This is a genomic window from Mucilaginibacter rubeus (assembly GCF_003286415.2).
Taxonomy (GTDB): domain Bacteria; phylum Bacteroidota; class Bacteroidia; order Sphingobacteriales; family Sphingobacteriaceae; genus Mucilaginibacter; species Mucilaginibacter rubeus_A.
On record NZ_CP043450.1, the window covers coordinates 3,710,357 to 3,726,950 of the forward strand.

14 protein-coding genes are annotated in these 16,594 nt (G+C 45.6%); 1 reads left to right on the top strand and 13 read right to left on the bottom strand.

What is annotated here, in order from left to right:
* Window positions 1–6: 6 nt before the first annotated feature.
* Genes DEO27_RS14625 through DEO27_RS14685 form a run of 13 tightly spaced genes read right to left on the bottom strand, consistent with a single transcriptional unit; the run spans window position 7 to window position 15,678 of the window.
* A complete protein-coding gene (locus DEO27_RS14625) occupies window positions 7–2,718 on the bottom strand; it encodes a hypothetical protein (protein ID WP_112573747.1) in 2,712 nt (903 codons plus the stop codon).
* Window positions 2,715–6,008, bottom strand: a complete 3,294-nt coding sequence (locus tag DEO27_RS14630; protein WP_112573748.1) for a baseplate J/gp47 family protein — start codon at window positions 6,006–6,008, stop codon at window positions 2,715–2,717. Before DEO27_RS14630 ends, DEO27_RS14625 begins: the two co-directional genes overlap by 4 nt.
* Before the next feature lie 8 nt (window positions 6,009–6,016).
* Window positions 6,017–6,439 carry a GPW/gp25 family protein gene (locus tag DEO27_RS14635; protein WP_112573749.1) on the bottom strand — a complete coding sequence of 141 codons (423 nt, stop codon included), beginning with the start codon at window positions 6,437–6,439 and terminating at the stop codon, window positions 6,017–6,019.
* 3 nt (window positions 6,440–6,442) lie between these two features.
* Window positions 6,443–6,733, bottom strand: a complete 291-nt coding sequence (locus DEO27_RS14640; protein WP_112573750.1) for a PAAR domain-containing protein — start codon at window positions 6,731–6,733, stop codon at window positions 6,443–6,445.
* A gap of 8 nt (window positions 6,734–6,741) precedes the next feature.
* Complete coding sequence (gene vgrG, locus DEO27_RS14645; protein ID WP_112573751.1) at window positions 6,742–8,493, bottom strand: type VI secretion system tip protein VgrG; 1,752 nt, start codon at window positions 8,491–8,493, stop codon at window positions 6,742–6,744.
* A gap of 6 nt (window positions 8,494–8,499) precedes the next feature.
* Entirely contained in the window at window positions 8,500–9,171 is a 672-nt protein-coding gene (locus tag DEO27_RS14650) for a CIS tube protein (protein WP_112573752.1), read from the bottom strand.
* Window positions 9,171–9,356, bottom strand: coding sequence for a DUF5908 family protein (locus DEO27_RS14655; RefSeq protein ID WP_112573753.1), 186 nt, complete (start codon window positions 9,354–9,356; stop codon window positions 9,171–9,173). The genes DEO27_RS14650 and DEO27_RS14655 overlap by 1 nt, the downstream gene beginning before the upstream one ends.
* 4 nt (window positions 9,357–9,360) lie before the next feature.
* The gene (locus DEO27_RS14660; protein ID WP_112573754.1) at window positions 9,361–9,819 is read right to left on the bottom strand and encodes a phage tail protein; all 459 of its coding nucleotides are present in this window, start codon (window positions 9,817–9,819) and stop codon (window positions 9,361–9,363) included.
* A gap of 2 nt (window positions 9,820–9,821) precedes the next feature.
* On the bottom strand, window positions 9,822–10,253 hold the full coding sequence (locus DEO27_RS14665; RefSeq protein WP_112573755.1) for a phage tail protein: 432 nt from the start codon (window positions 10,251–10,253) through the stop codon (window positions 9,822–9,824).
* Window positions 10,254–10,292: 39 nt separating this feature from the next.
* Window positions 10,293–12,281 carry a phage tail sheath C-terminal domain-containing protein gene (locus DEO27_RS14670; RefSeq protein WP_112573756.1) on the bottom strand — a complete coding sequence of 663 codons (1,989 nt, stop codon included), beginning with the start codon at window positions 12,279–12,281 and terminating at the stop codon, window positions 10,293–10,295.
* Between the two features lie 11 nt (window positions 12,282–12,292).
* Window positions 12,293–13,747 (bottom strand): phage tail sheath family protein, encoded by a 1,455-nt coding sequence (locus DEO27_RS14675; RefSeq protein WP_112573757.1) that lies wholly within the window; start codon window positions 13,745–13,747, stop codon window positions 12,293–12,295.
* Between the two features lie 18 nt (window positions 13,748–13,765).
* The gene (locus DEO27_RS14680; protein WP_112573758.1) at window positions 13,766–14,950 is read right to left on the bottom strand and encodes a hypothetical protein; all 1,185 of its coding nucleotides are present in this window, start codon (window positions 14,948–14,950) and stop codon (window positions 13,766–13,768) included.
* 38 nt (window positions 14,951–14,988) lie between these two features.
* The gene (locus DEO27_RS14685; RefSeq protein ID WP_149301876.1) at window positions 14,989–15,678 is read right to left on the bottom strand and encodes a DUF4255 domain-containing protein; all 690 of its coding nucleotides are present in this window, start codon (window positions 15,676–15,678) and stop codon (window positions 14,989–14,991) included.
* Window positions 15,679–15,993: 315 nt separating this feature from the next.
* Between DEO27_RS14685 and DEO27_RS14690 the strand changes: the two genes are divergently transcribed.
* Window positions 15,994–16,590 carry an FMN-dependent NADH-azoreductase gene (locus DEO27_RS14690; RefSeq protein WP_112573760.1) on the top strand — a complete coding sequence of 199 codons (597 nt, stop codon included), beginning with the start codon at window positions 15,994–15,996 and terminating at the stop codon, window positions 16,588–16,590.
* The last annotated feature ends 4 nt before the right edge of the window (window positions 16,591–16,594 follow it).

A 16,594-nucleotide genomic window follows, 5' to 3' on the forward strand; every position in this document is an offset into this window, starting at 1 on the left:
TAGGTTTTAACTGTTATTTTTTGTACCGCCCTGCAAGGTGCCAAGGCTGCTTTTGTTCAATATAATCGGGTTGGTTTCCTGGGTATCATCATCGCAATCACTTAGCTGGCCCTGTTGGTAAACGGTGTACAGTTTTTCAAGCACATCTATGAATTTGCTGTTCAATACCGGGTCAATTGGTGTATCGGTACTTACGGCTATGTGTTTGGCTGCAAGCCAATCTTTATAAACGGCTTCAAAGCCAACCATCTGATCGTGGCCTATGAAGCAGATACGTGGTAAGATGTGAGCAGGTGTTTCTGTACGGATAAGGCGCTCGGCATATGTGCGGAAAGCGGTGTTGCGCAACCTGACACTGTATCCCGGTAGTATCACGCAAATGCGGAAAGAGTAAGGGTCAAGCGGTTCGCAGTATACACCGTTAGGATCAAGACAAACCGGCATAAACTGGTGATGGGTACTATCATCGCCGGTATAATCAAATGGCGGGCGCAGCAGTATATTTTCAATCACGTACATACCCTCCATCTTGAAATCGTTTTGCATAAATTTGATGATAAACGCGATCTCTGTTTCGATAGAGGCGGCGCTAAACTCCATATCATTAAGCGTAAGCAGCGTACCTGCGGAGTTTGCTATGTTATACACATATTTACCTGCAGTCGGCCCCGGACTCAAACGGTAGTTTTCCCTGTCACACGCCAGTACAGATACCAGGCCCAGATCTTCATAAGCATCAATCTCTTTAAGATAATTCGCATTACCCTTAAATTTCACCACGCCAAGCTGTGATATTGTCCAGTTGTAATGCAGGGCGTCGGCTTTAAACAAAAGGTAATCTTCAACACTAAGTTGCTGCATTTTATAATTGGAGAAACCCAGTAACATGGAGATGCGTTTTTCCATGCCCGATACATTCACCAATTGCTGATCGGGAGTTTTGGCATTGTACAGGTCCATCCCACTGCCCCGGCAAATGCTCATCTGGTCATAATCTTTTAAAAAGTTAACCTTATGCCTGATGATATTGCGCTGGTAGTCCTCGCCGTAAATACGGTACATTAAAAACACATACTCATTAAACTGCTCGGCAAAACGGGCCAGCAAATGATCTAAAAATTTGTTTTTTCTTTCGGGATAATTGTCCTGCCCGGTTTCCTTAATTACGTCATCAACTGTTTGTTCCCATTGAGCATAGCCATCTACAAGTTTTTCTACATCCCTGATACCGTTTACCGTATTACTGAAATAGGTTTTGCGGATACTATCATCAGCAGTAAGCAAGATCCTGGCGTTAGAAAGCTGGGCGAAGTAATTGGCCAGCACCTGATCATAAAACAGCAAATATCCTTTGAGCTGCAAAGCAAGCGAACGCTGTTCGGTTGTGGCGGTATCGGGTAGGCCCAGCGGCGAAATGCCATAATTTTCGGGAAACTGGTTTTGCAGGGTTTCGTAATGAGCTATGTCGCGATAATCACCCTCGGGTACCGGCAAATCAACTATCTTTTTAGCTTCAACGCTGTCCTGCCAGTCTTTACGTAACTGGTTAAGATCAGTTTGAGCTTCAGCCTTTTTAAGCTCGATAGGCACTACGTCTTTATAAAAAGTAAACGACGAATTGGTTTCGCACAAAACGGGTTTATGACCATCCTGTATGCAAAGCAGCCATTCGTTTGATTTATAGATCTTATCGGCAACTTCGCTTTGCGGCGCTGTACAACCGCAAAAGCCAAAGGAAATGCGTTTTACCAGCCGTACGCCGTCAATCTCCATGATAATACGGTACAGATCAGACAGGCGCACCTCCGTCCGCAGCTGTGAAGCTGCAAGCTCGGAAGGAATGATGAAACCTTGTTTGGCAAATTTGGTATCAATGCCCTGCAGATTTTCAAAATCAAGCACCGGGCCTTCAAATATCTCGTCGGGCTGCATGCCTTTATCAAGCAGTTCCTGAAGCAGATAAAATGTAATATCGGGTGTAAGGTATTGCTCAATATTGAACATGATCGTAGCCCAGATCATTTCAGGATCGGCCTGGGGTTGTAGTTCAATTTCGGCGCAGATAACTATTTCCTGGTTTTCAACCGCTTTTACCTGGTCAAGGTCTTCACACAACTCACGGAAATAATGGTATACCGATTTTATTTGTTTGATGATATCATCTTGTTTGGCTTTGATTTTTGCGTCATCACCATTAAGTTCAGGAAAATCTTCAAAATCTATCAGGATATCGTTTATGCCCTTTAAATCAAACTTAACCTCTTTGCCGGTCAGGGCGTCTTCGCCGGGCTTTGCGTAACGAAGCAGAGGTTTGCCATCTGGCTGTTTATAATTAGCTATTATGCTATGGGGCGATTTTTTAATCCACGCATTCCGCACGCCATCTATCCGTACAAACAGCTGGCGGTAATCATCGGGTGTAACCGGGTAACCGGGCAGTATTTTTATGGCAGATAAAAACTGCTCATGCATACTGGTGGTGTTGTCATGATCAACCGCTAAAATATTTTCGACCGGCAGGGTAATACGATAGTTAAGATCGGTAAGCGCATAACAAAGCATTTCGAGTGTTGTAATGCCGGGATCATGCACGTTATAATCTGTCCAGATGGCACTGGCCAGGTCGCGGATATGCTGCATGCCCTCGGTGCGCAAAGTATTATACTCGGGCCCAAGGCTGGTATCAATTTGTTTCGGTATGGTTAACTGATCAATCATGGGCATGTAGGTATGGTTTTGGTATCAATTAGATGTTGCTTGGCCGATACAAGAATGGCTTTTGAATTGCCTGCCTCCAAAACATCGGGGTTTGCGGGCCCCGATGCTGTGAAGTACATCTTAAAATCGGTTATATAATCAACATAGGTCAACTCTTCAATAAAGCGGATTACAACGCTTTTGTATAAGGTGCCGCCAAAATCAATATCCGCATTGCGGTTATAAGCCCAGGGCGACAGGTAATTGATCAGATCGGTATTCAGTTTTGCGGCATACAGATTTTCATCCAGCCCGAAATAAAACTTCACTTTGAAATCAAGAACTACTTCTTCATAATCGGGATTGATAGCCAACAAATCAACATGCATGGAGTTTAAGCCCGATAAGTATTTAGTGATCTCGCTCAGTGTATTTTTGCTTACACGTGGCTTAAATGGGTCAAAACTGATCTGGTTGCGGATATCGGGAATGGCTACTACCCTCACGCTGCCCGGGGCTACTTCTATATCATCATTGGTATGGTTAAGGCATTTAACCCTAAATACCTGCGGAAACTGCGCCATTACCAGGTGCTCATAATCCCAGATGGTAATTGCACGATGTTTGTGCCTCAAACGTTCGCTTACCCTCAACCGGAAAGCATCATCATTTTCCGGAAGCAGGCCGCCAAAGGAAGCATAAGGCTGCGTAACCGATTTGATCTGCGGCAGCCTGTCAACCAGTTTACTGATAGTGGCTGCTGGCAACCCCGCTTCAAGGTGCGAAAGTTCATTATCGTTATCGGCAAACTGAGCTTTGGCAGCCTGGATATGTACATTAATGAACTTGCAGACCGAATCAATTGTAACCGCGGTTGGCAGCTCAACCCCAAGCCAGGTAAGGCTTTGGTTTAAGAAGGTATTATTGGTTGTAGCCCCGTCGGGGATTAAGAATTTGATGATCCCGGAGCGTAAAAAATCATTGGTATCATCGCTGATGATATTATTTTTATCTAAAGCAAGCCATTCATTGCCTGACAAGTAATACCATTTAGGCTGAATGGTATCTGTAAATGATGGGGCAAGCGCGTCTTCACTTCCCTCGGCCACCTGGAAAAGAATACTGGCTACCGAACCGGTTGCAATGCCTGCAATACCCAGGTAAAAAGCTGCAAGATCAGGAGCCTGCGGTATTGCTGTAATATTACCGTCAATAAGACCATGAAATTGTTTCTTCAGAAAAGCATGCTGCTCGGCCTGGCCAAACGGGGTTTCGTGAAAAAACTGTACGTTATGGTTTACATAGTCGGCTAACAGCGTTGCATTATTATTACTGCCGGTAAGATTGTCAATATCATTTGAAGCAAATGCTTTATAGTCTATAGTAAGCGATCCTATTTCGGGTGTATAAGGTACCGACGGTATAATTGATGTACCATCTTTTTTGATCATGGCCGCCGCAAATAGCTTAGGGTATTCGCCATGTAAAAAGTCGCGGTCTAAATTAATGCGGATATAATTGTCCTTAACTCCGGCCGAAAAGTTTTCGGTTTGCGTTTGCACCTGCGTGGCAGTTTGCTGAAAGCCTATAAAACCCAGCGTAGGGAAAAAGAACTGCATCGGTTGCACATATTGTTGTACAAGCGCTTTTTCGGCCTGTGCACCACCCCCATAGTTAAACGCCCCGGACACGTTAAAGTAAAGATATTGGTTAACAAAATGCGGAGCTTGATTTGCGGGCTGGGGTACACCATCCGGCTTTAAAGTAAACGAAGGATCGAGTACGTCGATTGTACTGCCACCTCCGGTAGGAAACCAATCGCCATCTTTTATGTATGAAACCTTAGCCGTAAAACTGTCTTTACCGGTTATTACCCTGCCTCCAAAATCACTTGCAGCCGAGTTGGCGACAATGGTATAAGCGCTCGGTGTAAAAGAGGGACTTACAAAATCGGCACGGTAAGCATTATAATAGGTTTCTATCGGATCAGGAACACCTTTCCAATTAATTTGAGGTGTAATTTCTGTCCATTGTTTCTGAAATATCTCGGTATTACCAATATATAGGTTTGAATGGATCTTAGGTACAGCACCAAAAGCGAGAAACGGCTTTGACGGATCTACCTTACCATTGTCATTTTCAACAGCCAGGTTTTTCATGCCTGTTACTTCCACCTCTATTTTCACGTCGTTAAGCCTGGCTTTACTTAAGGCCTGATAAACCGGATAAGCCTTATCCTGAACGCTCATTAACAGACGGATTACAGGAAAATCTGTTTTGTAATTTTCTTTATGAATGGTTTGATCATAAGGCACTATAGCCTTGGCCTTTGGCGGTACATTTAAGGTAATAACCAATTTTTGCTGACTAAGCATTGTAGGTACCTTTAAAGAAAAATCGGCTTGAAGCCAGTCCTTTTCAGAGGTTAGGAAAACTTTAAACAGCTGTGCTATTAACGCCGGGTCGAAAGAATCAAGCCCTGTAAAGTTAAGTGTTAGTGTGATGGTACGATCTCCCTCGCTCAGCAGCAGTACTTTTGAGGCGAAAGCAAAACCCATTGAGGCGGTTGGCCAGCTTTGGCTGCCAAAAGGGTTCCATTTAGGTACATCATCCTTAAAAGGAGTGCCCAAACCATCCGCAGAAAAGGTAACATCAGCATAAGCCACTTTATTATCCGCCGGTGATTGGTACCAGCTTTTCATAGCGGCTATGGTGGCGCTGTTTACGGCCAGTTCGGCATTGGTTTTAAAAACTATTGGCTTAGGTTTTTGATTCTTGTCTTTTCCCGCGTCAAGCGCTGTATCCTGCGGCAAAAGATAACCTGTAAGGTTACGGGCCAGTTCAAATATCACATGCACCTTATCCGGAACTTCGGGGCGGTTACGCAACTGTAATACCCGTTTAAAGTAAAAGTCAAGATGGCGACCGGTAAACTGGTTCAGCGCATCTTCCGAGTGCTGCAACAGCATAATGAAGCACATAAACAGCGCCAGGTGTGGCTCAACATCGCTTTTAATACTTGAATCGGGGAAACCCAGGCCGGCATTTTGCATTTTAACCTCAACCTGTTTTAAAAAATCCTGCAGCGCTTTTTTATCCTGAATAAAAAATGGCTTCCAGTCGCCCTGCGGATAGTTGCTGTCTTTAAGGGTATAGTAGTTTATCTTTTCGGCATAAGCAGCCGCAAACGTTAGCCAGTCTTCCATGCCCAATTCTTCAATTGGGGCGCTGGCTGGGTCAAGCGCTTTCAGAAAGCGCTGTGACTGGCTTGAGCCATCACGTTGAAGCGGATTTTTATCGTTACAGGCCATGGTTTTGGTTATGGGTTGGTAGTTATGCTGGTAATGTCATTTTTATAGTAAGGGAACACGTAGTTGTACCTTGAATTGGTGGTACGTACCGTGTAATTGAGCTTAATAAGCAAGATCCCTTCGTTATCCATACTGCTGTCAACCTCGGTGCTGTTAAGCGTTATCCTTGGTTCAAAGTACAATACGGCTGTTTCAATCAAATCTTTGATATAGGTTTTTAGCGTTAGGTTAACCGCCTCAAAAACCACTTTCTGTAAATCGCACCCGAAGGTTGGCTGCATAATGCGCTCGCCTAAACGAGTGGTGAACAGTATGCCAAGACTGCTTTCAATATCGGCTTCATCGGTAAGCATTTCAACTTTGCCGGCAGCCTTGTCAAAGCTTGGCGGGAAACTCCATCCCCTGCCTATAAAAGGTATTTTTGGTTCCATTGCTCAGCCTCCGATTATTACTGTTGGGCAGCCTAACACTATCGATCCGCCGTGGGCCGTGCTGTCGCCCATACGGGCAGCAGGTTTCCCTCCTATCAGCACCGTTGCCGAGCCCATGATTATAGAATCGGGCGGGCCCACGCAAGTGCACATATCGCCTACGCATACGGCAGGCATACCGCCAATGAGTACTGTTGGTACCCCCGGCCCTATTACCGGCCCGCCTACATGAGGTACAATGCCTGTAACCATCGGGCATACGTGCATATCGCCTATCCGTGCTGCTGCTCCCATTTTTATTGTTAGTTTATTTGTACAATTGAACCTTTAAGCGCCGCCGTACCACTTGATTTTACCTCAACACTGGCCGATCCCTCGGCCGATAGCGCGGTGTTGGCTTTAAGGCCTAAATTCATTCCCTCGGCATTAAAATCCTGCTGGGCTTTAAGTACCAGTTTCCCCTGGGTTTCGATGGTTATGCCATCGCTGTTCATTTTTATCGAATTATTGTTCTCGTCCTTTAACTCTATCGCTCCGGCGTCCTCATCCATCGTGATTTTTTTCCCGGCAGGCGTTTCAATGGTTACCGACTTTTTATCGTCATCAAAAACAAGTTTCATTTTACTGCGGGTTACAAATCCCTTTTGGTTGTTGGCGTCGGCGGCGGTTAAAGGAGCGTTTTTACTGCTGCTGTTAAGCATACCAAGCACTACCGGTTTACGTGGATCGCTGTTCAGAAAACCAACTACCACTTCGTCGCCCACTTCTGGTAAAAAGAAACTCCCACGATCTTTTCCGGCATCCAATGTAGCTACGCGGGCCCAGATCCCCTGATCATCCGGACTGATCACCGGCATACGCACCAGGATGCGGCACTCGCCATCAGGGTCGCTTTCTAATTGTGTCACCACCCCTATTTGCAAACCCGGAACCGCCTGAATTAAAGCCGAAGCCGGTTTAATGCTGGTTTCAAATTTTTCGGTAAACCATTGCGGATCCAAACCAAACTGCACTTCAAGCTGCCAGTCGCCGGCAGATACATGATGCTGAATGTGGCTCACAAAGGCGTTGCCATTAAACCTATCGCTCAGGTTGCTCAGCTTAATGATCATGCCCGGTTTAACCGTATGAATACCTTTAAACTTTACCCTGCCCCGCACTTTTGAAAGTACCTGTTTTTGTTTGAGTGCTGTTGCCCAGGCCTGCAGCTCAGGCTGCGAAAGCTTGCCGCCGTGGTTCAGGTGATAATTACTTTCACTGAACACCCCGGCCAGGTCATCGCTTGACAGGTTACCATTCAACTCACCAGATGGCGGGTTGGCATCAACCTTCTCAATTTCCTGCGATGCGGGGTTCCAGGTACGACCGGTTATGGAAGGGAACTGAATGCGCGAATCAATTTCGGCATCCAACTCCAGCATGGTGGCCCCAAATGATAATTCTATAACCGCGCTGCCGCTTATTTCGGGTTTTTTAATGGATAAGGCATTATCATCGGTATAAACCAGCATACCGTTTATTTCGGCCCGGCCGGTTATAAAATCCCAATCGGTAGCTTCATATTGTACCAAGTCGCTGCTGGTAATGTTCATATCGGCTACATCGGCGGTTACACCACTGTAAGTACTGGCAACTGTGTTTATAGCATCGCTATCCTTCACGTTTTCGCCAAAATATTTGCTGTGGCGGGCCAGGGTCATGGCTATAGCTTTGTCGCGGCATTCAATAACCAGCTGCGAGCCGCTGTTACGGAGCTTGATGCTGTGTTTAATAACTACACCTTTAAACAGTGTATAGTTATCTGATTCATAACCACATAGTATCTCAATGTTTTTCCCAGGTATAAATAAGTCGCCGTTGCTGGCATCAAACTTTTGTGCCGAGGTATCGCCATCAATGATTACCAGTTTGGCAGCGGCAATACGGTTTATGCCTTTATCAATCACAATAGCCTCCACCTGCAAGGTGCGCGGTATCTCGGTACCCTCAATTTTTACAATGTGGGTAACAACGGTAGCGGGCCGGGTGGTTTCTATGGTGCGGCTATCTGCCATGGCTTGTTATTGATTTAATGGTGGAAACTTGATCTTGGTACCTGTTGTAAGGTATCTGAAATCGTTGAGGCTGTTTGCCTGGGCTACTTCTATGTAATACTTTGAATCGCCATAGATCTGGTAGCAGAGCAGCGGCAGGGTATCCCCTTCATTTACTACCCGTACTTTGGTTAAATCGGGCGATTGGGCGTTCTCCTTCGCTACCCGCTTTTTATCCTCAACCGAGCCAATGAATGTAGCTTTTACAATGGCCCTCAGCGGGCGACCCTGGCTATCAAACAATTTATAGCTGATGTCCATGGTTTCCAAAGCGCCATCAAACTGAAGCGTACCCCAGTAAATGCTCACAAACCTTGGCCGGTGCTTATCGCCCTGGTACTCGATGATTAGTTTTTGCAGGTTATCGATATCTTCGTCAACCCCCAAATCCCCGGCTGTAGCACCGTTTATAACCCCGGTACGGTCAAACATCAGCTCGAAATCCATCTTCTGCGGCTCGATCTTGGAAAACTTGGGCAACTTGCCCGATGTTCCCTGCGCCTGCTTATCAGAGTATTTAATCTCGATCTTCTGACTGTAGCTTTCGGGGTTAACCTGTACCGTCATGGAGCCTTCTTCGTTCTTGCTCTGCGGATCGGACCAGGCCACGATCTTCATTTTGGTTACATTATCAGGCATCAGCGTTCGTTTTTATTTTTCAAAATCTCCAATATCTGCTCTACGCATTCGGCAATGATCTCGTCTTTATCACCGCCTCCTCCGCCTTTTGCCCCACCTGCGCCACCACCTGCACCTGAATCCTGTTCGGCAGGACTTTGGTTTACGCTCACGCGGATATTCAATTCTCTGATCTCAATTGGCATAACATCAGGTTTGAAGGGTGTAATACTGGTATTGCAACTCAAAACTTTCAATCGCGATACTGTTCTGCTCGGCGTTCAGATCGCTCAGACTCCACTTTTTGGGCCAGGCCTGTACTACATTCCACGTTAAAAGCGGGTCATGCTCTTCATTAAGCAGGCTTACGGTAAGGTCTTTAGGTTCGATAATAAAATTATTGAACACGTTATTACACCAATCCATCAGCAGTTTCGATTCGATGATAAGCCCCCGTTTCAGCACCAGTGCCGGAAACTTGGCCCGCACCGGCAGCGCGTGTTCAAAACGGTTTTCGCCACCCTCCTTTTTGGATTCTGTTTCCATCTCCATAGATAGGCCCGATACGTTCTGAAAGCGGCTGTCGATATCTTCATCGCCAATGCCCGTAAACACCACCTTAAAGTGAAAGCCTAAAGGCGGATACCCCGATTTAGCGTCGAAGGCCATGATTAGCCGTTTTTAATGGTTAAACCTTCGTGTGCTACCTCAAGCGTTTCAATTGCGGCTTCGTTGGCATCGGCCTTTAAATCGGCAGACTGGATCTTAACCGGGAAAGCGTTTTTAACCGACCAGGTAACTACCGGCTGATGCTCTTCATTAAGCAGGTTAATGGTAAGGTCGCGGCGGTCTATCTGGTTTAGTTTTACGGTGTTCATCCAATCATAAAACTCGTTGTCGTTAGCAAATGTGCCACGTTTTAAAGTGATGTTACCGAATTTGCGCATGCCAGGCATCTTTACTTTATTGTACTCCTTGCTGCTGCCTTCGCGGTATTCAATCACTTCGGTTTCTATTTGTAATCCGGTTACTTCGGTAAAACCGATGCGTGTGCCACCCCAGTCAACCTGGAAATGGAATTTGGGTAGAGGATAATTTGCCATTTTATTTGTTTTAAAAGAAATTCAATTGATTTGATTTAATTAACTCTCCTGCATTTTGTGCGAAAAGCGAAGAATGATGAACTCGGCAGGCCTTACTACAGCCATACCTATTTCAACTATCATACGCCCTTCCAGAATGTCAAGCGCGGTCATGGTTTCGTTAAGGCCAACGTGAACAAAAAACGCGTCTTCCGGCTTAGCGCCTTGTAAGGCACCGGCACGCCATTGCAGCGTTAAAAAGTTCTGGATCATTACCCTAACCTTAGTCCAGGTGTTGGCGTCGTTATTTTCGAAAACGAAAGGATAAGTCGCTTTTTTAACCGATTCTTCAACCATGATGAAGAATCGTCTAACCGGGATGTAGCGCCATTCGTTATCATTACCTGTTAAGGTACGCGCGCCCCAAACCAATGTACCCCGGCCAGCAAATGCCCTGATAGCGTTGATTGACTTACCGGTAGCCGTAACGTTCATATCGTCCTGGTCGCTGTTGTCAATTTTTACAGCGGGGCCAATCACATTGTTCAGGCTCACGTTGGCAGGTGCTTTCCAAACACCGCGTGTGCCGTCAACGTTAGCATAAACCCCGGCGATTGCTCCTGACGGAGGAATGGTGCTCATCTTAAGTGTTACTGCCGAGTTGGCCGCACCAAAAAATACGTTTCCTGAAAACAGCGCCTGCTCGGCAAGATTTTCGTAAAACAGAGCACCGTTAAGTAAACCGCCAAAACCTGTTAAAATGGTAGCAACGGTATCACTCAGCGCCTGTACAATTGAAAGCGCTCCGGCAGCATCTTTGGTAAAATTATCGGCGTTGGCAGCTATTGCAGCATAATTTGAGTTGGCAACCCAGGGCGTATTATCCAATACCGAATAAACAGGTGTTGGGTTACGGCCGGCAGTTGTGTTAGCAGCTACCTTCGCGTTTTTTTCGTAGGCAATGAGGTTGGTAATGGCTGCTTCAAGTTTAGCATCTTTGCTTAACGCGTCAATATCGTTGCCATATAATGCGCCAACCGGTGCATCCTTAGCCTTTTTACCGGCTGTTACTATTGCCGCTAATAAATCAAGGTAGGCAGCTAATTGCACATCCGGAGTTACATTTTGAGCAATGTTATTGGCCAGCGCAGTTAACTTAGCCTTTACAGCATCGATACCATTTACCCTCAGCGCGGTTGCATCTGCGGCAGCGCTAAAAACAAAGCTTATTACCTTATCGGTATCTTTACCGGCATTTTGAAGGTTAGTTACCAAGGCCTTCTCAGCAGGACTTTTTGAAAAGCTATCGTAGTTGGTGATCTTTACTGATGGTGAAGCATTATTCCAGAACTCCAGTTGCCTGAAATCTACATTAACATCGTAACTTGTGATAATCCATGGATAATAAGCCGCGCCATAGTTAAGGTTATTGATGCCTATTGAGCTGCGGAAATTATCTATTGGCTTATTGGTAACATCCTGGCGTTTATCGCCCTGCAGCACGTCAAGTATCGAAAACCGGTCCTGCATAGTAGCGCAAAGTCCCAAAGCTTTTGTTTGCAAATTGCTGAACGCAACTAAATCCGGATTGCCGGCACTTAGCAGTTCAACCGCGTCGGGAAACAGGATGAGTGTTGGCTCATCTTCCGCAGTAAGGGTATCAATACCCCCTGATATCGGCGGCGCTGTTACCGCAGAGGAAAAATCGCCAACGGAAACGATGTAACATGGACCTCCACCATTATCAAAATACTGCCGTAGCGATACATACAGGTGAAACCGTTTGTCGGATGCTACGCCCAGGATCTGGTTGTTAGCCGGGTTAACAGTAACTTTTATAGTTGCCGGTACATAGGCCCCACCAAATAAGCTTTCAAACTCCAGCAATGATTTTATTCGGGTTGGTACGTTCACCAAGGATTTTCCTTCGGGCGTTAATGCAAAGGCCGTAAAGCCGATAAAGGCTGGTATAGCGGTTTCAACCTGGGCAACTGATGGCGGAAACAGTGCAATTTCCTGCACGTAAACTCCGGGTGTTTTATAAGCCATGACTAATTGATTTAAGATTGAACCATTTTATGACTGAAGCGAAGAATAATGAACTCTGCCGGACGAACCACAGCCATGCCCACTTCAACAATGAGCCTGCCCTCCAATATATCAAGCGAGGTCATGGTTTCGCCAAGGCCAACGTGTACAAAGAATGCATCTTCGGGTTTAGCGCCCTGTAAGGCACCCGCGCGCCATTGCAGTATTAAAAAGTTGGCTATCATGCCACGTACCTTCGCCCAGGTGTTGCCATCATTGGGCTCAAATACAAAGGGCTGAGTTGAGTTTTTAACCGATTCTTCAACCATGTTAAAGAAACGCCTCACCGATATGTAGCGCCATTCATTATCATTACCGGCCAGCGTACGTGCTCCCCAAACCAATACACCTTTACCAGAAAACGCCCTGATAGCATTTACCGATTTACCGGTACTGGTAACGTTCATATCTTCCTGGTCGGAGTCATCAATTTTCACCATTGGGGCCACAACCATATTCAGACTTACATTTGCCGGGGCTTTCCAAACACCACGGGTATTATCAACAGAGGCATATACACCTGCTATTGCTGACGCCGGAGGCAAAATAACCGAGAACAGGCCGGTTTGCTGTTTGATATAGTTATACAGATCGCTGTTTATATGATAAATGGAATTGGCTGTATTATTGTCATCACGCAGCACTGCCGTAGCGGGAAAATCTGTAGCGGTAACGCCTGTGCCTGTAACAATCAGCTGCTTGCTTTCATCGCTGAAATAATTGATACTGGTTTGCAGCCATGGGTAATATGCCGCGCCATAACTAAGGTTATTAACCCCTATAGCTGTACGGAAAGCGGTAGCGATATCACCGAAAGCTTTTTTACCTTTATCGGCAACAGCTACGTACGGATCAATAAGCACAACCCTATCCTGTAAAAATGCAGCCTGGGCCAGTGCAGCGGTAAACAAACCGTAATAATCTGCCGGGGCGGTAAGGGTTGCAGCATCGGTAAATAGCAGGATGGTTGGCTCATCTTCTTTCTGAACAGCGGCAAGCGCGTTTGTAAGTAAGGTTTTGTCAACTGCAACGGCCGCGCCTGTTTGCCCTGCCGATACGATATAGCATGGGCCACCACCATTGGCAAAATAAAGCTGCAGGCAATAGTACATCCTGAATTTCAGTGCTGCATAGGGATCATCAACCGCGGCATCAAATGAAAACACACCCGCCGCTTTCTTGATTTTGATACCTGTTGCTGTACCGGTTGTGGTGAACAAGGTATTTTCGGCAAAACCAAAGATCTGCTCATATTCCTTAAGCGATTTGATCCTGACAGGGTTGTACTGCAGCGACGCCCCGTTATAGCTAATGTTTTGTGTGTAGCCTATAAAGGCCGGGATAGCCGTTTCAACCTCGGCTACCGATGGAGGTAGGAGCGGAATTTCTTCCACATAAACACCCGGAGTTTTGTATGTTGTTGCCATGTTACTGTTTTTTACTTCCTAAAAAAATATGTCTGAAAAAATCTGGTTGGTTTCTGGTTTTATGAGCGATGCCGTAGCATTGGGCAAGTCATCGGTAATAGGTTTGTTGTTTTTGTCGTTCACTTTTACCGATATAAAGCCTTGCCTGGTAAGCGGCAGTGCATTAGCACTTATGGAAGCCGCGCCAAACATAGCGCCGATGTACCGCCAATAGGTCGACCGGTTTTTGAACCGAAGGCTAAATACCGGCGCCTTCAGCGTGGTATCTGCCTGTAAAAGGTTATAAACCGCGTTGCTTGTTTTTACACAGATATCAATAAAAGCCCAGGCGGATGCATCCGTACTATAATAAAACGGGAAATCGTCGGTATAACCGGTATCAGCCAGATGAGCAGTATACAAACCCTCAGGCAGGCTGCCCATATCAGCTTTAACAATATTCAGTTCACCGGTTTCTAAACTGGTAGTTACATTTATCACGTTCCCCTGCCTGTCTTTTATAGTAAGCGCCGGGGTTTTGCCGGCTACCGTTACCTGGTAGATAAATACCCTTCCGCACTGGCGGATCAGGTCGGCACCGCTTGCATAGCTCAAAGGTTTACCACCCACCAGCGTATCGGTGATCCAGTTACCGGCAGGGGTAGCTCCGGCAGTTGGGTCGAGGTTATTTTTTTGCTGGGCGATGAATAACTTAGTAGGTGTAGCCTGGTTATCAACCAGCATATCCCCCGGGTAATAATCTGTAGCCGCTTTATATACATTAGGAGTAGCGGTTAAAAAAGGCGACACACGTGGCGACAATGACGGATCATTGGTAAAAAAGTACACCATGCCATCTGGCGCTTTTAAAGGCAGCGAACTGTAATTAGCAAACAATCCGTCGTTTATGGCTACACTGAAGCTAAATACCATATTATCTGCCGGAACTATCTGCGGTTGCTCCTTAGTTCCGTTTAAGGTATATGGGATACCGGTGATGATACCAGTTTCTGTTTGCTTGTAAACCACGTGCAAACCGGCAAACTTTGCCCGGGTAGCTTTGGTAGGCGTTACACTCATGAAACTGCCTATGTCGTAACGCTCCAGCATAGCCAGGCGCGCATCGGCAATAAGTGTGTCAAAGAGCGTGGCACCGTCATCAAGGTGATAATGATGACTGATGGCAATCTCAAACAGTGTTTCGTAGTTCAGGTCCAGTACCATCGGGTTATAATTTATTGGTTAATCACCCGCACTAATCTTCAACTCAGTTTATCGCTTAGTTCTATCTTTTTAATGATACCACGTGATTCGGTTACATTATCGCGCAGTATTTCAACCAGCCGTACACGGTATAATACATAGGGAAATTGTTTACCGCCCAGCGTGCTCCACAGGTAGTTGGCTTGCTCAAATGTGGGCGAGTAAATGTCAAGTATGAGGCGAAAATCGCCGAGGCCAACTTTTGTAGTCGGGCTGTTTTGCTGGGTAAAAGTGTTCTTCCCCTGAAAAAACTCAACGATGTGCGACAGGAAGATCAGGGATTTTTCGTAGGAAGAGTATAAACAAGCCGAGAACAAAACATATAAGTTAAGGTACATAGGCGCGTTGCGGTAGTTGATGTCATCGCCATTACGTACGTAATTGGGCATGTTTTTCATGGTAAACTCTTCAGAAAGATTTACCAGTGTTACCAGGATATTTTCCAGCCCCTTGATCTCATCATCGCTCAGATGGGCCACATTTTTAAGCTGGGTAAAAGTTGAACTGAGCCCGCTGTTTCCATCGGTTGTTTTGAGGTAGTTGTTCAACTGCTCAGTTAAAAAACTTAACGTTTGGTAAATCATGATAAATAGATGTTTATAGGTTGGCTGCAGTTTGGCTGCTGATGTTATACCAAAGTTGGGCATCTCTGTTAAGTAACGTGCAAGTGTACGCACGGTAATTGCCACGTATTTCTACGTAATCGCCCAGCGTATAATTACGTGGTAATGAACAGGTTAAAACAACACAAAAGCTTTAAATTTCAATAGAAACGAACTTTTACCGCCGGGCGGCGGGGAGTAAAAAAGATCGTGCCATATAATCGGCGCTGTTTGATCAATTCAGGGCCGTTATCAAACAACACCAAACCTATCTAATTGATGTTCAAACAAATAAATTCAATTTAAGATACTACTATCCTAAAGGATACCGGTATCTTTTAGGATAGTAGTATCTTTTTGATAGTAAAGTAAAATAATTTTGCTTTCACAAAATTCAGAGCAATGAAAATATTACATCTCATCAGCAGCCCTCAGGGCGAAGCATCATTCAGCGTAAAATTGGGCAATGCCATTGTTAACGAAATACAATCGGCCCATCCGGATAATACTTTAACCACCCATGATTTAACCGCTACGCCATTTCCTCACCTGGAAGAAGCGCACCTTACTTCTTTTTATACCCCCGAAGAAAAAAGGACACCGGAACTTGTTGAAGCCGTTAAGCACTCGGACGAGGCGATTGCCGAAATCATGAACGCCGATGCTATAGTTATCGATACACCGATGTACAACTTTGGCATTCCATCTACTTTAAAAACATGGATAGACCATATAGCCCGCGCAGGTAAAACTTTCAGCTATGGCGAGAAAGGACCTGAAGGCCTGGTTAAAAACAAGAAAGTGTACCTGGCCATTTCATCTGGCGGTATATACTCAGAAGGTTTTATGAAAGCATATGACTTTACCGAGCCTTATTTAAGGGCGGTTTTAGGCTTTATGGGTATGACCGACATCAAAACCTTCAGGGTTGAAGGCGTAAAAATGCCGGGCTTACAGGAAACGGCTTTAGATAAAGCCATACAGGCTATTGAACTTTAATAGT

Coding starts and splice junctions, on each gene's coding strand:
- DEO27_RS14625 (WP_112573747.1), bottom strand. CDS start 2,718: ATGATTGATCAGTTAACCATACCGAAACAAATTGATACCAGCCTTGGG.
- DEO27_RS14665 (WP_112573755.1), bottom strand. CDS start 10,253: ATGGCAAATTATCCTCTACCCAAATTCCATTTCCAGGTTGACTGGGGT.
- DEO27_RS14635 (WP_112573749.1), bottom strand. CDS start 6,439: ATGGAACCAAAAATACCTTTTATAGGCAGGGGATGGAGTTTCCCGCCA.
- DEO27_RS14690 (WP_112573760.1), top strand. CDS start 15,994: ATGAAAATATTACATCTCATCAGCAGCCCTCAGGGCGAAGCATCATTC.
- DEO27_RS14680 (WP_112573758.1), bottom strand. CDS start 14,950: ATGGTACTGGACCTGAACTACGAAACACTGTTTGAGATTGCCATCAGT.
- vgrG (WP_112573751.1), bottom strand. CDS start 8,493: ATGGCAGATAGCCGCACCATAGAAACCACCCGGCCCGCTACCGTTGTT.
- DEO27_RS14650 (WP_112573752.1), bottom strand. CDS start 9,171: ATGCCTGATAATGTAACCAAAATGAAGATCGTGGCCTGGTCCGATCCG.
- DEO27_RS14655 (WP_112573753.1), bottom strand. CDS start 9,356: ATGCCAATTGAGATCAGAGAATTGAATATCCGCGTGAGCGTAAACCAA.
- DEO27_RS14640 (WP_112573750.1), bottom strand. CDS start 6,733: ATGGGAGCAGCAGCACGGATAGGCGATATGCACGTATGCCCGATGGTT.
- DEO27_RS14675 (WP_112573757.1), bottom strand. CDS start 13,747: ATGGCAACAACATACAAAACTCCGGGTGTTTATGTGGAAGAAATTCCG.
- DEO27_RS14660 (WP_112573754.1), bottom strand. CDS start 9,819: ATGGCCTTCGACGCTAAATCGGGGTATCCGCCTTTAGGCTTTCACTTT.
- DEO27_RS14670 (WP_112573756.1), bottom strand. CDS start 12,281: ATGGCTTATAAAACACCCGGAGTTTACGTGCAGGAAATTGCACTGTTT.
- DEO27_RS14630 (WP_112573748.1), bottom strand. CDS start 6,008: ATGGCCTGTAACGATAAAAATCCGCTTCAACGTGATGGCTCAAGCCAG.